General features: G+C 52.1%; 13 protein-coding genes. 11 read left to right on the plus strand and 2 right to left on the minus strand.

The genetic code is table 11. The annotated features are described in order from the left end of the window. The first annotated feature begins 44 nt into the window (after positions 1-44). The 11 genes from RBH33_RS10320 (at position 45) to RBH33_RS10370 (ending at position 14,709) form a co-directional block, all read left to right on the plus strand. Positions 45-788 (plus strand): FadR/GntR family transcriptional regulator, encoded by a 744-nt coding sequence (locus RBH33_RS10320; protein ID WP_306732100.1) that lies wholly within the window; start codon positions 45-47, stop codon positions 786-788. A 42-nt stretch (positions 789-830) separates the two neighbouring features. Continuing rightward, positions 831-2,561 carry an IlvD/Edd family dehydratase gene (locus RBH33_RS10325; RefSeq protein WP_306732101.1) on the plus strand — a complete coding sequence of 577 codons (1,731 nt, stop codon included), beginning with the start codon at positions 831-833 and terminating at the stop codon, positions 2,559-2,561. Beyond that, complete coding sequence (locus RBH33_RS10330) at positions 2,561-3,328, plus strand: SDR family NAD(P)-dependent oxidoreductase (protein WP_306732102.1); 768 nt, start codon at positions 2,561-2,563, stop codon at positions 3,326-3,328. Before RBH33_RS10325 ends, RBH33_RS10330 begins: the two co-directional genes overlap by 1 nt. A gap of 211 nt (positions 3,329-3,539) precedes the next feature. Next, positions 3,540-5,117 (plus strand): sodium/sugar symporter, encoded by a 1,578-nt coding sequence (locus RBH33_RS10335; protein ID WP_306732103.1) that lies wholly within the window; start codon positions 3,540-3,542, stop codon positions 5,115-5,117. A gap of 3 nt (positions 5,118-5,120) precedes the next feature. Next, on the plus strand, positions 5,121-6,011 hold the full coding sequence (locus RBH33_RS10340; protein ID WP_306732104.1) for an SMP-30/gluconolactonase/LRE family protein: 891 nt from the start codon (positions 5,121-5,123) through the stop codon (positions 6,009-6,011). A gap of 134 nt (positions 6,012-6,145) precedes the next feature. After that, positions 6,146-7,708 (plus strand): type I restriction-modification system subunit M, encoded by a 1,563-nt coding sequence (locus RBH33_RS10345; RefSeq protein ID WP_306732105.1) that lies wholly within the window; start codon positions 6,146-6,148, stop codon positions 7,706-7,708. Continuing rightward, positions 7,705-8,961, plus strand: a complete 1,257-nt coding sequence (locus RBH33_RS10350; RefSeq protein WP_306732106.1) for a restriction endonuclease subunit S — start codon at positions 7,705-7,707, stop codon at positions 8,959-8,961. The genes RBH33_RS10345 and RBH33_RS10350 overlap by 4 nt, the downstream gene beginning before the upstream one ends. A gap of 1 nt (position 8,962) precedes the next feature. Next, entirely contained in the window at positions 8,963-10,123 is a 1,161-nt protein-coding gene (locus tag RBH33_RS10355; protein WP_306732107.1) for an AAA family ATPase, read from the plus strand. Between the two features lie 36 nt (positions 10,124-10,159). Continuing rightward, the gene (locus RBH33_RS10360) at positions 10,160-10,345 is read left to right on the plus strand and encodes a virulence RhuM family protein (protein ID WP_306732108.1); all 186 of its coding nucleotides are present in this window, start codon (positions 10,160-10,162) and stop codon (positions 10,343-10,345) included. A 34-nt stretch (positions 10,346-10,379) separates the two neighbouring features. Further along, the gene (locus RBH33_RS10365; RefSeq protein ID WP_306732109.1) at positions 10,380-11,594 is read left to right on the plus strand and encodes an ATP-binding protein; all 1,215 of its coding nucleotides are present in this window, start codon (positions 10,380-10,382) and stop codon (positions 11,592-11,594) included. Positions 11,595-11,610: 16 nt separating this feature from the next. Beyond that, positions 11,611-14,709 (plus strand): HsdR family type I site-specific deoxyribonuclease, encoded by a 3,099-nt coding sequence (locus RBH33_RS10370; protein WP_306732110.1) that lies wholly within the window; start codon positions 11,611-11,613, stop codon positions 14,707-14,709. 55 nt (positions 14,710-14,764) lie between these two features. On the opposite strand, the gene RBH33_RS10375 is transcribed toward RBH33_RS10370, so the two are convergent. Together RBH33_RS10375 and RBH33_RS10380 are read right to left on the minus strand one after the other, a co-directional pair. Then, positions 14,765-15,586, minus strand: a complete 822-nt coding sequence (locus RBH33_RS10375) for an ImmA/IrrE family metallo-endopeptidase (RefSeq protein WP_306732111.1) — start codon at positions 15,584-15,586, stop codon at positions 14,765-14,767. Next, the gene (locus tag RBH33_RS10380; RefSeq protein WP_306732112.1) at positions 15,583-15,939 is read right to left on the minus strand and encodes a helix-turn-helix domain-containing protein; all 357 of its coding nucleotides are present in this window, start codon (positions 15,937-15,939) and stop codon (positions 15,583-15,585) included. The genes RBH33_RS10375 and RBH33_RS10380 overlap by 4 nt, the downstream gene beginning before the upstream one ends. Between the last annotated feature and the right edge of the window lie 13 nt (positions 15,940-15,952).

A 15,952-nucleotide genomic window follows, 5' to 3' on the forward strand; every position in this document is an offset into this window, starting at 1 on the left:
ATTGCACTAAAATAGCAGCAGACAGACGTAACAAGGCAAATCCCATGAGCAAACTCAATGGCGGCCGTAACCTAACCCATCAAGTCACCTACACCCTGGGGGCCGCCATAGTGCGCGGCGATTACGGCGTCAACGAGCCCTTTCCCACCGAGGCCGAGCTCTGCGAACAGTTTGATATCAGTCGCAGCGTAATCCGCGAAGCAGTCAAAATGCTCACCGCCAAAGGCCTGATTTCCTCCCGCCCGCGTCAGGGCATACGAGTCCAGCCCAACAGCAGCTGGAACATGTTCGATGAAGACGTGCTTCAGTGGACCCTCACCAGCCGGCCCTCCCTGGAGTTGCTGCGCGAGTTCACCGAGCTGCGCATCGGGCTCGAACCGGAAGCCGCCATCCTGGCCGCACGCAAACAGAATTCAGCCAACATCAGTCGTATCCACGATGCTTTGCGCCGTATGGAAGCCGCCGAACGTGGGCTGGACGACCCGCTGGAGGCCGACATTGCTTTTCACAGCTCCATTCTTCTGGCCAGTGAAAATCGCTTCTTTATGCAGCTGCGCAATTTTATCCAAACAGCGCTGCGCGCCAGCATCGCCTGCACCAATCAGTTAAAAGGTGTGGAAGTGGCGAGCGAAAGTGACCATCGCGCGGTCTATGAAGCCATAGTCGCCGGCGATCAGACCCGTGCCCACAACGCCATGCTGGCCTTGCTCACCGAGGCCTTAGCCCTGATCGACGCTTCTCTGAGCGCCCGCGAGAACACGCCCGACGGAGTGTCGGCCACTTTATAACTCCGTGTCCACGCTGGACTGGACCACCGAAGATTGACTGTTATGTCCGCCAAACGCCCCCCAAGACGCAGCACCAAAAGTTACGGCAAGCTGGATAAAGACGGATTTATCCACCGCTCCTGGATGAAGAGCCAGGGCTTTCCCGAGCATGTGTTCGATGGCCGGCCGGTGATCGGTATTTGTAACACTTGGTCTGAACTAACCCCCTGCAATTCCGGCCTGCGTGAATTGGCCGAATACGTTAAGCGCGGGGTTTGGGAAGCCGGCGGCCTGCCGGTGGAATTCCCGGCCATGAGCCTGGGTGAAACCCAGATGCGCCCCACCGCCATGCTGTTTCGCAACCTGCTGGCCATGGAGGTGGAAGAATCCATTCGCGGGAACCCCATCGACGGCGTCGTGTTGCTGGGCGGTTGCGACAAAACCACCCCCGGCCAGTTGATGGGCGCTGCGAGCGTTAATCTACCCACCATCGTGGTGTCCTCCGGCCCCATGCTCAACGGTAAGTTTCAGGGCCGGGACATTGGCTCCGGCACTGATGTGTGGAAGTTCTCCGACGCCGTGCGCACCGGGCAAATGAGCCCGGAAGACTTTATTGCCGCCGAAGGCGGTATGTCCCGCAGCCGGGGTAGCTGCATGACCATGGGTACCGCCTCAACCGTTGCCAGCCTGACCGAAGCCATGGGCTTGAGCTTCCCGTACAACGCCACCATCCCCGCCGTGGATGCCCGTCGCCAGGTACTGGCGCACATGACCGGGCGCCGCATCGTGGAGTTAGTGGAAGCGGATGTACGCCTGGCCGATATCCTCACCCTTGAGGCGCTGGAAAACGCCATAGTGGTCAACGCCGCCGTGGGCGGTTCCACCAATGCGGTGGTGCACCTGCTGGCCATTGCTGGCCGACTGGGATTGAACCTGACCCTGGACGACTTTGATCGCCTGAGTCGAGACGTGCCCCTGCTGGTGGACCTCATGCCCTCGGGTCGCTTTCTAATGGAAGACTTTCACTACGCGGGTGGTTTGCCCGCGCTTATGGCCCGCATGGCGCCCAAGTTGCACGGCAAGCAAATGACCGTGAGCGGCAAAACACAGGAGGCACAATTTACCGGAGCGCCGTGTTACAACGACGAGGTGATTCGCCCCATGAGTAACCCGGTAGTGGAGCGCTCCGGGACCTGGGTAGTGCGCGGCAACCTGTGCCCGCGCGGCGCCATTTTTAAACCCAGTGCTGCTTCACCGCATTTGCTGGAGCATGTGGGCCGGGCGGTGGTGTTTGAAAATATTGAGGATTACAAAGCCCGTATCGACGACCCGGACCTGGACGTGGATGAAACCTCCGTGCTGGTGCTCAAAGGCTGTGGCCCCAAGGGCTACCCCGGCATGCCCGAAGTGGGCAACATGGCGCTGCCTAAAAAGCTGCTGAACAAAGGCGTGACGGACATGTTGCGCCTGTCCGATGCGCGCATGAGCGGTACCGCATTCGGATCGGTGATTTTGCACGTGGCTCCGGAATCCAGTGCCGGTGGCCCCCTGGCCGCGATCCGCGACGGCGATGTCATTGAATTCAGCGCCAGCGCGCGCACGCTGAATGTGCAGTTGTCGGAGCGAGAACTGGCCGAGCGTCTAAACGAATGGCAAGAACAGCAGCCCCCACCGACTTACACGCGGGGTTACGCCAAGCTCTATGTGGATACCGTACTGCAGGCGGACCAGGGTGTGGATTTGGATTTTCTTGTCGGCGCCAGTGGCGACCGCGTTGATCGGGAATCACACTGATGGCGGAATACACGCATTACTCCAGCCTGCGCGATCGGTCGGTGTTTATCACCGGCGGCGCCACCGGCATTGGCGCCAGTTTGGTGGAAGCCTTTGCCGCCCAGGGCTGCCGCGTAGCTTTTGTGGACATTGCCGAGCGTGAAGGCCTGGCCCTGGCGGCCGATCTGGAAAAACGCTTTGGCACCACCGTGGCTTTTAGCCCGTGCGACGTCACTAAGATTGATCAACTGCGGGGTGCTATACGCACTCTGTCTCAGGTGGTGGGTGACATCACCGTGTTGATCAACAACGTGGCCAATGACACGCGGTACGATTCCACCAAACTGTCGGAAGCAACCTGGTACGAGAGCTTGGCGGTCAACCTGCACCCGGCTTTCTTCTCCGCTCAAGAGGTGCAGCCGCACATGGCTCGCCAGGGCGGTGGAGCCATTATCAACTTCAGCTCCATTAATGCCATGGTGGGCCCGGCAAAACTGGCCAGTTACAACACCGCCAAGGCAGCCATTCTGGGTTTGTCCAAATCCCTGGCTCGGGATTTTGGGCCGGATAATATTCGCGTAAATACCATCGTGCCCGGATGGGTCGCCACCGAGCGACAACTAAAACGCTGGCTGACGCCGGAGGTGGAAAAAAAGTGGCTACAGAACTCCTGCCTTAATCGGCGGATCCTGCCCGAGGATGTGGCCAAGCTGGCTCTTTTTTTAGCGTCTGACGATGCCCGCATGATTACCTCTCAGAAGTTCATCATCGACGGCGGTCGTATCTGAGCGTTAAGCCCCCTCGAGAAACTCGCAGTTGACGCCAATAGTGCGCATAATAGGCGCGCCCGAAAGGGGCGCCGGTCATTTCCTGGCATGCGGTCTGTTCCCGGTTAGATCCCGATCCCCAAAATCGGGTTTGAGCAACCCGCAGCCAAGTTTGCCAGGATCACAACAGCTGAAGGCCCGGCCAATAATATAAAACTACAAGGAGTCACCCATGCGCTTGTCGTCACTCGATATTGCCACGTTTATTGTGTATTGCCTGGCATTGATAGGTATTGCCTGGTGGGTTTCCCGGGAAAAAGCCGGGCACGTCAAAAACACCCAAGATTACTTTCTGGCCAGCAAATCGCTGCCCTGGTGGGCCATCGGCGCTTCGCTGATCGCGGCCAATATCTCTGCAGAACAAATTATCGGCATGTCCGGCGACGGCTTCCGGATGGGTATGGCCATCGCCTCCTACGAGTGGATGGCAGCACTGACCTTGTTGATCGTAGGTAAATTCTTCCTGCCGATCTTCCTGAAAAAGGGCATCTACACCATGCCCCAGTTTTTGGAAGAGCGGTTCGATTACCGGGTGCGGATCGTCATGGCCATCTTCTGGCTGGGGGTGTACACCTTCGTCAACCTGGCCGCGGTGCTTTGGTTGGGCGCGCTGGCCATTAACACCATCACCGGTGTGGATGTGGCCTACGGCATGGTGTTCCTGGCGCTGTTCTCCATCGGCTATTCCATCTACGGCGGCCTCAAGGCCATTGCCCTGACCGACATCATTCAGGTGGTGTTGTTGATCTGTGGCGGCCTCATGGTGAGCTACCTGGCCCTGAACAATATCTCCGACAGCTTCGGCGATGGCGGTGGCGCCTGGCAGGGCTTCTCCATCATGCTTGCCGAGGTGCCCGAGAAGTTCAACATGATCTTCGACCCCGACCACGAGCACTACATCAGCCTGCCGGGCCTGTCGGTGTTGATTGGCGGCATGTGGATTATGAACCTGTCCTACTGGGGTTTTAACCAATACATCACCCAGCGTGCCCTGGCCGCAAAGAGCTTAAAAGAAGCGCAAAAAGGTATCGCCTTTGCCGCCTACTTGAAGCTGTTGATGCCGGTCATCGTGGTACTGCCCGGAATCGCCGCCTACATGCTGCGCCCGGATCTGGAAATGGCCGACCAAGCCTATCCCACCATGATGCAGTTGGTACCCCAGGGTTTGTTGGGCATCACCTTTGCCGCTTTGGTGGCTGCCATCGCATCATCTTTGGGCTCCATGACCAACAGTATTTCCACCATCTTCACCGTGGACATCTACAAAAAACTGATTAACCCAGAGGCCAGCGAAAAACGCAGCGTTCTGGTCGGCCGCAGCGCCGCCATCGTGGCCATGTTGTGCGCGGTGATCGTTGCCCGGCCGCTGTTGGGTAACCTGCCCGGTGCCTTCCAATACATTCAGGAATTCACCGGCTTCTTTACCCCGGGCATCGTGGCCATCTTCCTGCTGGGCTTCTTCTGGAAAAAAGCCACGGCCCTATCGGCACTGGTCGCGGCCATCGGCTCGGCGGTACTGTCCCTGGCCTTTTACCTCTGGTGGCCAGCTCTGCCGTTTATCGATCGGGTAGGACTGGTGTTTATCACCTGTATGGTGCTGGCCGTTGTGATCACCCTGGCCAGCGGCGCCAAGGAACATGACAAAGCCATTGAACTTGATGATATCCAGTTCTCCACCACCACCAGTTTCAACCTGGCGAGTTTGGGTGTGGTGCTGATCCTGATCGCTCTGTACGCCGCTTGGTGGTAAGCCATGCGGGCCCCGGAGCTGATTAAAAGCCTGCCGGTTGCAAACACGCTGGGTGAAGGGGTGCTTTGGCACCCCGCCCAGCAAGCGGTTTGGTGGACCGACATCCAGGCCTGCAAACTGCATCGTTACCATCCCGAAAGTGAATCACTGGATACTTGGAACACCCCGGACCGGCTGGCCGCGTTCGGGTTTATCGAGTCCAGCGATCAACTCATCGCCGCCTTCGATGGCGGCTTTGCTTTATACAATCCGCACACCGGCGAACGCCATTGGCTCAGCCAGCCGGAATCCCACTTGCCCAACAACCGCTTCAACGATGGCAAGGTTGACCGGCAAGGGCGCTTTTGGGCCGGCACCATGGTAGAACGGGGCGAACCGCAATCCATCGACGAACAAGCCAGCGTTTACAGCTGGGGCGACTCGCCCAACGCGGTCAAACATCTCAGCGGATTTCAAATCACCAACGGCCTGTGCTGGAGCCCAGACAGCCGCACCGTATACCTGGCGGATTCACCCCTCGGTATTTATTACGCCTACGACTTCGACCCCGCTAGCGGCAGTTTCAGCAACCGGCGCGTCTTTGCCAAAACCCCAAAAAACATAGGCCCGGACGGCTCCTGCGTGGATGCGAACGGCAATGTGTGGAATGCACAATGGGGCGGCAGCCGCGTGGTGTGTTATTCGCCAGAGGGGGAGGTGCTGCAACAACTGGATATGCCCGTAAGCCAACCTACTTGCGTAGCTTTTGGTGGGCCGGATTATTCGTGGTTGTTCGTCACCACCGCACGAGAAAACCTCACCCCATCCCTACTGCAAGCTGAACCGGAAGCGGGCAACTTGTTTATATATCGCACGGATGCAGCTGGCCTTCCTGCGGATTACTTCAGGGCCTAGTTTCAGCCAATTCTCTGAGGCGGCGGGCAATACGAAGAACTGCCAATATCCACAAGCGGCTGAATTAGAGCGCCTTAGTCGTTACAATGCTCAACCACTTATCGTCATTAAACGTATTCAAGCAGGAACAATAGATGACAAGTACCCAACAACGTGCCGCCCTGCAACGCCAAATCTGGGCCATTGCCAACGATGTGCGCGGCTCAGTGGATGGCTGGGATTTTAAGCAGTATGTGCTCGGCACACTGTTTTACCGCTTTATTAGCGAAAACTTTTCCAGCTACATCGAAGGTGGCGACGAAAGCATCACCTATGCCGAGCTTGGCGATGAGGTCATCACCGACGACATCAAAGACGATGCCATTAAAACCAAGGGCTACTTCATTTACCCCAGCCAGCTGTTTGCCAATATCGCCAAAGGCGCCAACACCAACGAAAGTTTAAATACGGATCTGGCCAGCATCTTTGCCGCCATTGAAAGCTCCGCCAATGGCTACCCGTCCGAGCAAGACATCAAAGGGCTGTTTGCCGACTTCGACACTACCAGCAATCGTCTGGGCAATACCGTTAAAGCCAAAAACGAACGTTTGGCTAAAGTATTAAAGCGTGTGGCAGAGTTGAATTTCTCAGACTTTGAAGGCAGCCATATCGACCTGTTCGGCGATGCCTACGAGTTTTTAATCTCCAACTATGCCGCCAATGCCGGTAAATCCGGCGGTGAGTTTTTCACCCCGCAACATGTATCCCGGCTGATTGCCCAGCTCGCCATGCACAAGCAAACCAGCGTCAACAAAATTTATGACCCCGCCTGTGGCTCTGGTTCCTTGTTGCTGCAAGCTAAAAAACACTTTGACGCCCATATTATTGAAGATGGCTTTTGGGGACAGGAGATCAACCACACCACCTACAACCTGGCCCGTATGAACATGTTCTTGCACAACATCAACTACGACAAGTTCAATATCCAGCTGGGCAACACCCTGACCGACCCGCACTTTGGCGACGATAAGCCCTTTGATGCCATCGTCTCCAATCCGCCTTACTCGGTAAAGTGGATTGGCTCAGACGACCCAACCCTGATTAACGACGACCGTTTTGCTCCCGCAGGCGTATTAGCGCCCAAATCCAAAGCCGACTTTGCCTTTGTATTGCACGCGTTGAGCTACCTTTCCAGCAAGGGCCGCGCGGCTATTGTCTGCTTCCCCGGTATTTTTTATCGTGGCGGCGCCGAGCAAAAAATCCGCAAGTACCTCGTAGATAATAACTACGTGGAAACGGTAATTTCCCTGGCGCCCAACCTGTTTTTCGGTACCACCATCGCCGTAAACATTCTGGTGCTATCCAAACACAAACCCGACACCCACACTCAGTTTATTGATGCCAGTGGTGAGGCCTACTTCAAAAAAGAAACGAATACCAACGTACTTACCGACAAGCATATCGAAGACATCATGCAGGCCTTCGATCGCAAAGAGAACGTTGAACACTTTGCCAAGTCCATTCCGCATGAGAAAATAGCCGCCAACGACTACAACCTGTCGGTCAGCAGCTATGTGGAAGCCAAAGACAACCGAATAGCCGTTGATATTAGGGAGCTTAATGCCGAGCTAAAATCCATTGTAGTTAGAATCGATCAGCTGCGTTTGGAGATTGATGCGATTGTCGCCGAGATCGAAGGTGGGGAGCTTGAGACATGAACGATTTGATCTTTATGGAAAAGCTGCTGGATGGGATTGAGGTGGATTGGAGGCCGCTAAAAGACATACTTGTGCGTACTAAAGGTACAAAAATTACTGCAGGGCAGATGAGAGCTCTCCATAAGGACGGGGCACCATTAAAGATTTTTGCAGGTGGTAAAACCTTCGCATTCGTTGACTTCGACGATATACCTGAAAAAGACGTCAATCGAGCGCCGTCAATTATTGTGAAGTCCCGTGGAGTTATTGAATTCGAGTATTACGACAAACCGTTCTCGCATAAAAACGAAATGTGGTCGTATTACTCAGATAAGAATTCAATTCATGTTAAATTCGTTTACTATTTTCTGAAATTAAACGAACCACATTTTCAGAGCATTGGTAGTCGGATGCAAATGCCACAAATCGCAACACCAGATGCTGATAAGTTTCTAATTCCCATCCCATGCCCCGGAAACCCAGAAAAATCGCTAGCCATCCAAGCCGCTATCGTCCGCGTTCTGGACGCATTTACCTCTCTTACAGCCGAGCTTACAGCCGAGCTTACAGCCGAGCTTACAGCACGCAAGAAACAATACAATTACTACCGTGACCAGTTGTTGAGTTTTGAAGAAGGGGAAGCGGAGTGGAAGTCTTTAGGGGAGGTCGGCGAATTTATTCGTGGAAAACGATTTACCAAAAAAGACTATGTGGAGGCTGGAGGCATCAATGCCATCCATTACGGTGAAATTTACACCCACTACGGAACTTCATCTACAAGTGCGATTTCACAGGTTCGATCTGACTTGGCGGAATCACTTCGTTATGCTGAGACTAATGACGTGATTGTGGCCAGTGTGGGTGAAACTATCGAAGATGTTGGCAAGGCCGTCGCTTGGTTGGGCGATGGAAAAGTAGCTATTCATGATGACAGCTATGCTATCCGCCACTCCTTGAATCCAAAATATTTATCTTATTGTCTACAAACTGAAGGCTTTATTGCGGAGAAAGCTAAACATGTAAGTCGAGGCAAAGTAAAAAGGCTCCTAATCGACGGGATTTCAAAGGTACGGATTCCTATACCATATCCGAACGACCCAGAAAAGTCTTTCGCCGAACAAGCTCGCATAATTGCCATTTTGGACAAATTCAATACACTGACCAACTCCATCAGCGAAGGCCTACCCCGCGAAATTGAGCTGCGCCAGAAGCAGTACGAATACTATCGCGATCGACTGCTGAGTTTCCCCAAGCCTGAAGAGGTGGCGGCATAACATGAGCAAGACGCTAACGGAGATAGCCCAGCAGTTGCAAGCGGCCAATAAAAAGGTGCAGTTGATTTATGCCTTTAACGGTTCAGGTAAAACCCGTCTATCGCGGGAATTCAAGCAACTGATTGCGCCCAGAGATGATGCTGATGGTGGCACCGATAGTGAAGAAGAGGCCGAGCTTTCGCGTCATAGAATCCTCTATTACAACGCTTTTACTGAGGATTTATTCTATTGGGATAATGATCTGGAGCTCGATGCCGAGCCCAGGCTGAAAATCCAGCCCAACTCGTTTACGGATTGGATATTGAGGGATCAGGGGCAGGATCGCAACATCGTTACCAACTTTCAGAGTTACACCAATCAGAAGCTAACCCCGCACTTTACCGAAGACTTCACGGAAGTAACCTTCTCCCTTGAGAGCGGCGACAACGTGCGCTCCGGCAATCTTAAAGTCTCAAAAGGTGAAGAAAGCAATTTTATCTGGAGTATTTTTTACACGCTGATCGATCAGGTAATTACTATTCTCAACGTCAGCGAACCCGATGATCGCGAGACCAACCAATTTGATCAACTGGAATATGTATTTATTGATGATCCTGTCAGCTCATTGGATGAAAATCATTTGATTGAGCTGGCAGTGAATGTGTCGGAACTCATTAAATCCAGCCAGTCGGCACTGAAATTTATCGTCACGACACACAGCCCGCTGTTTTATAATGTGCTCCATAATGAGCTTGGACTTAATAAAAATAGCAAAAAGGAAGGTTGCTATCTGCTGGAGCCTCTAGAGGATGGCAAATTCGACCTGAACGTGAAATATGGCGACTCTAACCAAAGCTTTTCCTATCACCTGCATTTAAAGCAGTCCCTTGAACAAGCCATCGCTGAGAACCGCATTCAGAAATACCACTTTACACTGTTACGCAATCTCTATGAAAAAACCGCTAATTTTCTGGGATACCCCAAGTGGTCGGATCTATTGGATTCAGCGCCAGGTGATAAGCAAGGGTACTTAAACCGTATTATTCAATTTAGCAGTCATCGCACCTTATCCCATGAGGAGGTGGCAGAACCTACTGAGCCGGAGAAGCAAACGGTTAAATTGCTGCTGGATAATTTGCTGAACAACTATGGCTTCTTACAGCAGGTAGAAACCAATGATTAGATTCGCTGCAACCAACGCACATAAGGAGGGAACCCTGTGGCCAAGCATCGAAGCCTACAAGGCCGAACTACGGAGTTCCTGCTCTACACCGCGCCCACTGGCGCCATAAAAGTGGAGGTGCTGCTCAGCGGTGAGACCCTCTGGCTGACCCAAGCGACCGAGCCCTCTGCTTGCCATCGCGCCCGCTGCCGACTTGTAAAATCATCCACTTCCATGGTGTAATTTCATCCACCTAGTGGCCAATATTACTTATTCCATGTATCCACGAACCATACAGGCGACACTGGCTGAAGCCCTGAGCGACACCCCGGTGGTGTTGCTCAACGGCGCCCGGCAAACGGGCAAAAGCACCTTGGTGCAAGCGCTGCGGCCCGGCATCCGCTATCTCACTCTGGACGATCCAGTGGTGCTGGCGGCGGCCAAGGCCGACCCTTTTGGCTTTATTGCTGCCTTTGGCGAGCCGGTTTGTCTGGACGAAGTGCAGCGGGCGCCGGAGCTGTTTCTGGCCATTAAGGCCGCCGTGGACAAGGATCGGCGACCGGGGCGCTTTTTGCTCACTGGCTCGGCCAATGTGTTGATGCTGCCGCAGATGGCGGATTCCCTGGCCGGCCGCATGGAGATTATCGAGCTGTGGCCGCTGGCACAGAGCGAGCTGAACCGGCGGGGCGGCAGTGTGATTGACCGCCTGTTCGCCGGTGACTTTGCGCAAAGCTATCCTTTTGATCGGTCCGATTTTATTACCCGTCTGGTTGCCGGAGGCTACCCGGAAGCCACGCAGCGCACCAGCGAGCGTCGCCTGGGTGCCTGGTTCGACAGTTATCTAGCGACCATCTTGCAGCGCGATATCAAGGATCTGGCCAATATCGAAGGCCTGACCGAATTGCCGAAGCTGGTCCGCCTGCTGGCCGTTCGCAGTGGCGGGCTGCTCAACTTTGCCGAGCTGGCGCGCAGCACAGGTATTGCGCAAACCACCCTTAAGCGTTACCTGGCCCTGCTGGAGACTCTGTTTTTTATCCGTCAGGTGCCGGCCTGGTCATCTCATTTGGGCAAGCGCCTGCAAAAGTCGCCGAAGCTGTTTTTATCCGATTACGGCCTGATGGCGCACCTACAGGGATTTAGCGCGCTACAGCTGATGGAGCAGCATGGCCTGCCGGGCGGGCTGGTCGAGGCCTTTGTGCATGCTGAGCTGGCCAAGCATCAGACCTGGGCGACGCTGCCTACCCAACTGATGCACTACCGAACCAGCACGGGAGTCGAGGTGGATTTTGTACTGGAAAACCGCCGCCAGGAATTATTGGGCGTTGAAGTAAAGGCAGCGGCCACTGTGGTTGGCAAAGACTTTAATGGCCTGCGCCATTTGCGCAACACTACACCGGCGCAGTTCAAGCGAGGAGTGTTGCTCTACACGGGTGAGCAAGTGGTGCATTTTGATGAGCAGTTGACAGCTGTGCCTATTGCCCTGTTGCTGTAAACAAGGATACCGATCAATGACTGATTACAAAACCATCGCCGAATCGAATCGTTTTATCGTCCTCGATAAATACACGCGGGAATGGCAAGTTGCCGAAACCTACCAGAGCGAAGGGGAATTAGAGCGCGAATTGATTGAGGATTTAAAAAATCAGGGCTATGAGTACCTGCCCGGCCTAAACAACCCCGAAGCCATGCTGGCCAATGTGCGCGAGCAATTGCAGAGTCTGAATAATGTAGAGTTTGCCTATGGCGAGTGGCTGCGCTTTGTAGAAACCTATCTGGATAAGCCCAGTGATGGCATAGTCGATAAAACCAGAAAAGTGCATGATGACTATATTCACGACTTTGTGTTTGATGATGGCCGCATTCAGAACATTTACCTGCTGGATAAGAACAACCTTACCCGCAATAAACTGCAGGTAATCAAGCAGTTTGAGCAAGCCGGCAGCCACGCCAACCGCTACGATGTCACTATTTTGGTCAATGGCTTGCCCATGGTGCAAATTGAAGTGAAAAAACGCGGTGTGGCCATTCGCGAAGCCTTTAATCAGGTGCACCGCTACAGCAAAGAAAGCTTTAATGCGGATCACTCACTGTTTAAATACTTGCAGCTGTTTGTGATTTCCAACGGTACCGATACCCGCTATTTTGCCAACACTACAACGCGCAACAAAAACAGCTTTGACTTCACCATGAACTGGGCGAAGTCCGACAACAACCTGATTAAAGATATAAAAGACTTCACCGCGACTTTTTTCGAGAAAAATACCCTGCTCAATGTACTGCTGCATTATTCAGTATTTGATGTGAGCGACACCCTGCTGGTAATGCGCCCCTACCAGATTGCCGCCACCGAGCGTATGTTGTGGAAGATCAATAGCGCCTATCAAGCCAAAACCTGGAGCAAACCTGAAAGTGGTGGCTATATTTGGCATACCACCGGATCGGGAAAAACGCTTACCAGCTTTAAAGCGGCACGCTTGGCCACCGAGCTGGACTTTATTGACAAGGTGTTTTTTGTGGTCGACAGGAAAGACCTGGACTACCAGACCATGAAGGAATACCAGCGCTTTTCCCCCGATAGCGTCAATGGCTCCGACTCTACCGCCGGCCTCAAACGCAACCTGGATAAAGACGATAACAAGATTATCGTTACCACCATCCAAAAGCTTAACAACCTGATGAAAAACGAGGGCGACCTGTCGGTGTACAACCAGCAGGTGGTTTTTATTTTTGATGAATGCCATCGCAGCCAGTTTGGCGAAGCGCAAAAAAACCTGAAAAAGAAGTTTAAAAAATTCTACCAGTTTGGCTTTACCGGCACGCCCATCTTCCCGCAAAACGCCTTGGGCGCCGAAACTACCGCCAGCGTATTTGGCCGTGAGTTGCATTCCTATGTGATTACCGACGCCATTCGCGACGAAAAGGTGCTCAAGTTCAAGGTGGACTACAACGATGTTCGCCCACAGTTTAAGGCAATTGAAACAGAGCAGGATGAGAAAAAGCTGTCTGCCGCTGAGAACAAAGAGGCGCTGTTACACCCTGATCGCATCAAGGAAATATCGCAGTATATTTTGAAGAACTTCCGCCAAAAAACTCACCGTCGGCAAGCAGGCGGCAAGGGCTTTAATGCCATGTTTGCCGTAAGCAGTGTGGATGCCGCCAAGCTGTATTACCAGGGGTTCAGGCAGTTGCAGAAAGACGCAGATAAGCCACTGAGGGTGGCCACTATCTTTTCGTTTGCGGCTAACGAAGAGCAAGATGCCGTGGGCGAGATACCGGATGAAAGCTTTGATGTCTCTGCCATGAACTCCAGCGCCAAGGAGTTTTTAAACGCCGCCATTGATGACTACAATGCGGCATTTAAAACCAATTTTGGCGTAGATAGCAACGGCTTTCAAAACTATTACCGTGATCTGGCCAAGCGCGTGAAAAGCCAGGATATAGACTTGCTGATTGTGGTGGGTATGTTTCTGACCGGCTTCGATGCCCCCGCACTGAACACCCTTTTTGTGGACAAGAACCTGCGCTATCACGGTTTAATTCAGGCCTATTCACGCACCAATCGCATTTACGATGCCACTAAAACCTTTGGCAATATTGTCACCTTCCGTGACTTGGAGAAAGCGACAGTCGACGCCATTACCCTGTTTGGTGATAAAAACACCAAGAATGTAGTGCTGGAAAAAAGCTACAAGGAGTACATGGAAGGCTTTACCGATATGGTTACCGGTGAAGCCCGGCGCGGCTTTATGGATGTGGTGGCAGAATTAGAGCAACGCTTCCCTAACCCGGATGATATCGTACTGGAAAAGGACAAAAAGGACTTTGCCAAGTTGTTTGGTGAGTATTTGCGCGTAGAGAACGTGCTACAAAACTACGATGAATTTGCCAGTCTCAAAGCCTTGCAAAGTGTTGACATAAGCGACCCCGAGGCGGTTGAGGCCTTCAAGGCTGTGCACTATTTAACGGATGAAGACTTGGCGGTACTGCAAACCATTCGGATTCCTGCCGAGCGCAAGATTCAGGATTACCGTTCCAGTTATAACGATATTCGCGATTGGCTGCGCCGCGAGAAGTCCGCTGAAGAAAAAGACAAATCCACCATTGATTGGGACGATGTGGTCTTTGAAATAGACTTGCTTAAATCGCAAGAGATCAATCTGGATTACATTCTTGAGTTGATTTTTGAGCAGAACAAAAAGAACAAAACCAAAGCTGAGCTGATCGAAGAAGTGCGCCGGTTAATTCGTGCAAGCCTCGGTAACAGGGCGAAAGAAAGCTTGATTGTGGATTTCATTAACCAAACCAATCTGGATGATATGCCGGACAAGGCCGGCATCATTGATGAATTCTTCAGCTTTGCGCAAGCAGAGCAAGCCCGAGAAGCAGAAGAGCTGATTAGTTCAGAGGGCTTGAATGAAGAAGCAGCTAAGCGCTATATCATCGCCTCGCTAAAACGTGAGTACGCCAGCGAGAACGGTACTGAATTAAATTCAACACTACCCAAAATGAGCCCGCTTAATCCAGAGTACAAAACCAAAAAGCAGAGCGTTTTTCAAAAAGTAGCCGCGTTTGTGGAAAAGTTCAAGGGTGTGGGTGGGAAAATATAGTAAATGAGAAAAGCTGTTTTAGCTCAGGTAGGATTGCAGATTTTTGATGGGTAAATCAATAATACTCATCTTCTTCTTCGGCAATGCAGTCGTCATCGTAGGTCAGGATAGTATAGGTGAAGCCTTCGTTCAGAAGAATAGTACTGGTGTAGATGGATTCCAGCGTTATGCCTTTGGACTGTGGGTTAATCCAGTCTGATGCGTCGACAGTGTCGAAATCATGTGGATAGGGCTCCTTTTTAACATCCGTCATTAACGTTTTCTGATGACTGGATAGTGGCGTTTGATCAATATAAAACTCGAAATTTTTCGAAGCCACGAATCGGCTGAATTTTCCATTATGGTGAATAACCATAGCGTTTGGCGCTTTTTCCAAGAAGCTGAATCGACGGTATGTGGCTTCTAGCGATGCACCACATAGCTCTGAAATGAATTGGATGTTTCTCCAGTTTATTTCACAGTCACAGTGTTTTCGTATAAGGGTTTTGGGCATTAGAAGACCCGAAGCAAAGCCGTTAGCCTGTCTCTCAATTGGATCATTAAACGGATTGGATAGTTCTTTGCTTCCACATTCAAAAGACATTTTGAGCTGAGGAATGATATGCATGGAAACATGGCCAATCTCATGGGCGGCTGTAAACCTTAACCTGCCTGGATCAGAAATGTTTGCGTTTATATAGATCAAAGCTCCTTTATCGTTGCCGACAGCCTTGCCTAATATTCCATCTGAATCGAAATACTGCTCTTCTATTACAACAGTAAAGTCATCAAAATCGATGGCTGTCACAACGTCTTTGGGGCTAATTGGAAGGGCGTTGAATCCTAGATCTTCCAGTAAATTTTCTGCTTCCGTAGCGCCTTTTTGCTCCTCAATCATTTGTCGGTCATGCCCTTAAGCCGTTCTGCCATTTCACGTAGCATTTTCTGATCGTTCTCCGAGAGATTCTCCAATAAATCCCAGCGTCGGTAAAACTCTCTACTTTTCTGATCGATCTCTGTTTGTGGGGGCGCTTCTCCTGTTAGCTCGAAAGGTTGAACGTTTAGGGCCGAGGCCAGTTTTCTTAATACAACGAAGGACGGAAGACGCTTATCGCCTTTTTCGATTTGGCTCAATGCGGCAGGTGTGATTCCCGCTTTGTTGGCCAAAGTGGACTGATTCCAGCCATTCTGGTCACGTAACTTCTTGATATTATTGCTAATTATTCTCGATTGCTCTGCTTTATCTGACATCCTATTAACTCCT

The sequence above is a fragment of the Marinimicrobium hydrolyticum genome (assembly GCF_030848505.1).
Classification (GTDB): domain Bacteria; phylum Pseudomonadota; class Gammaproteobacteria; order Pseudomonadales; family Cellvibrionaceae; genus JAVDDU01.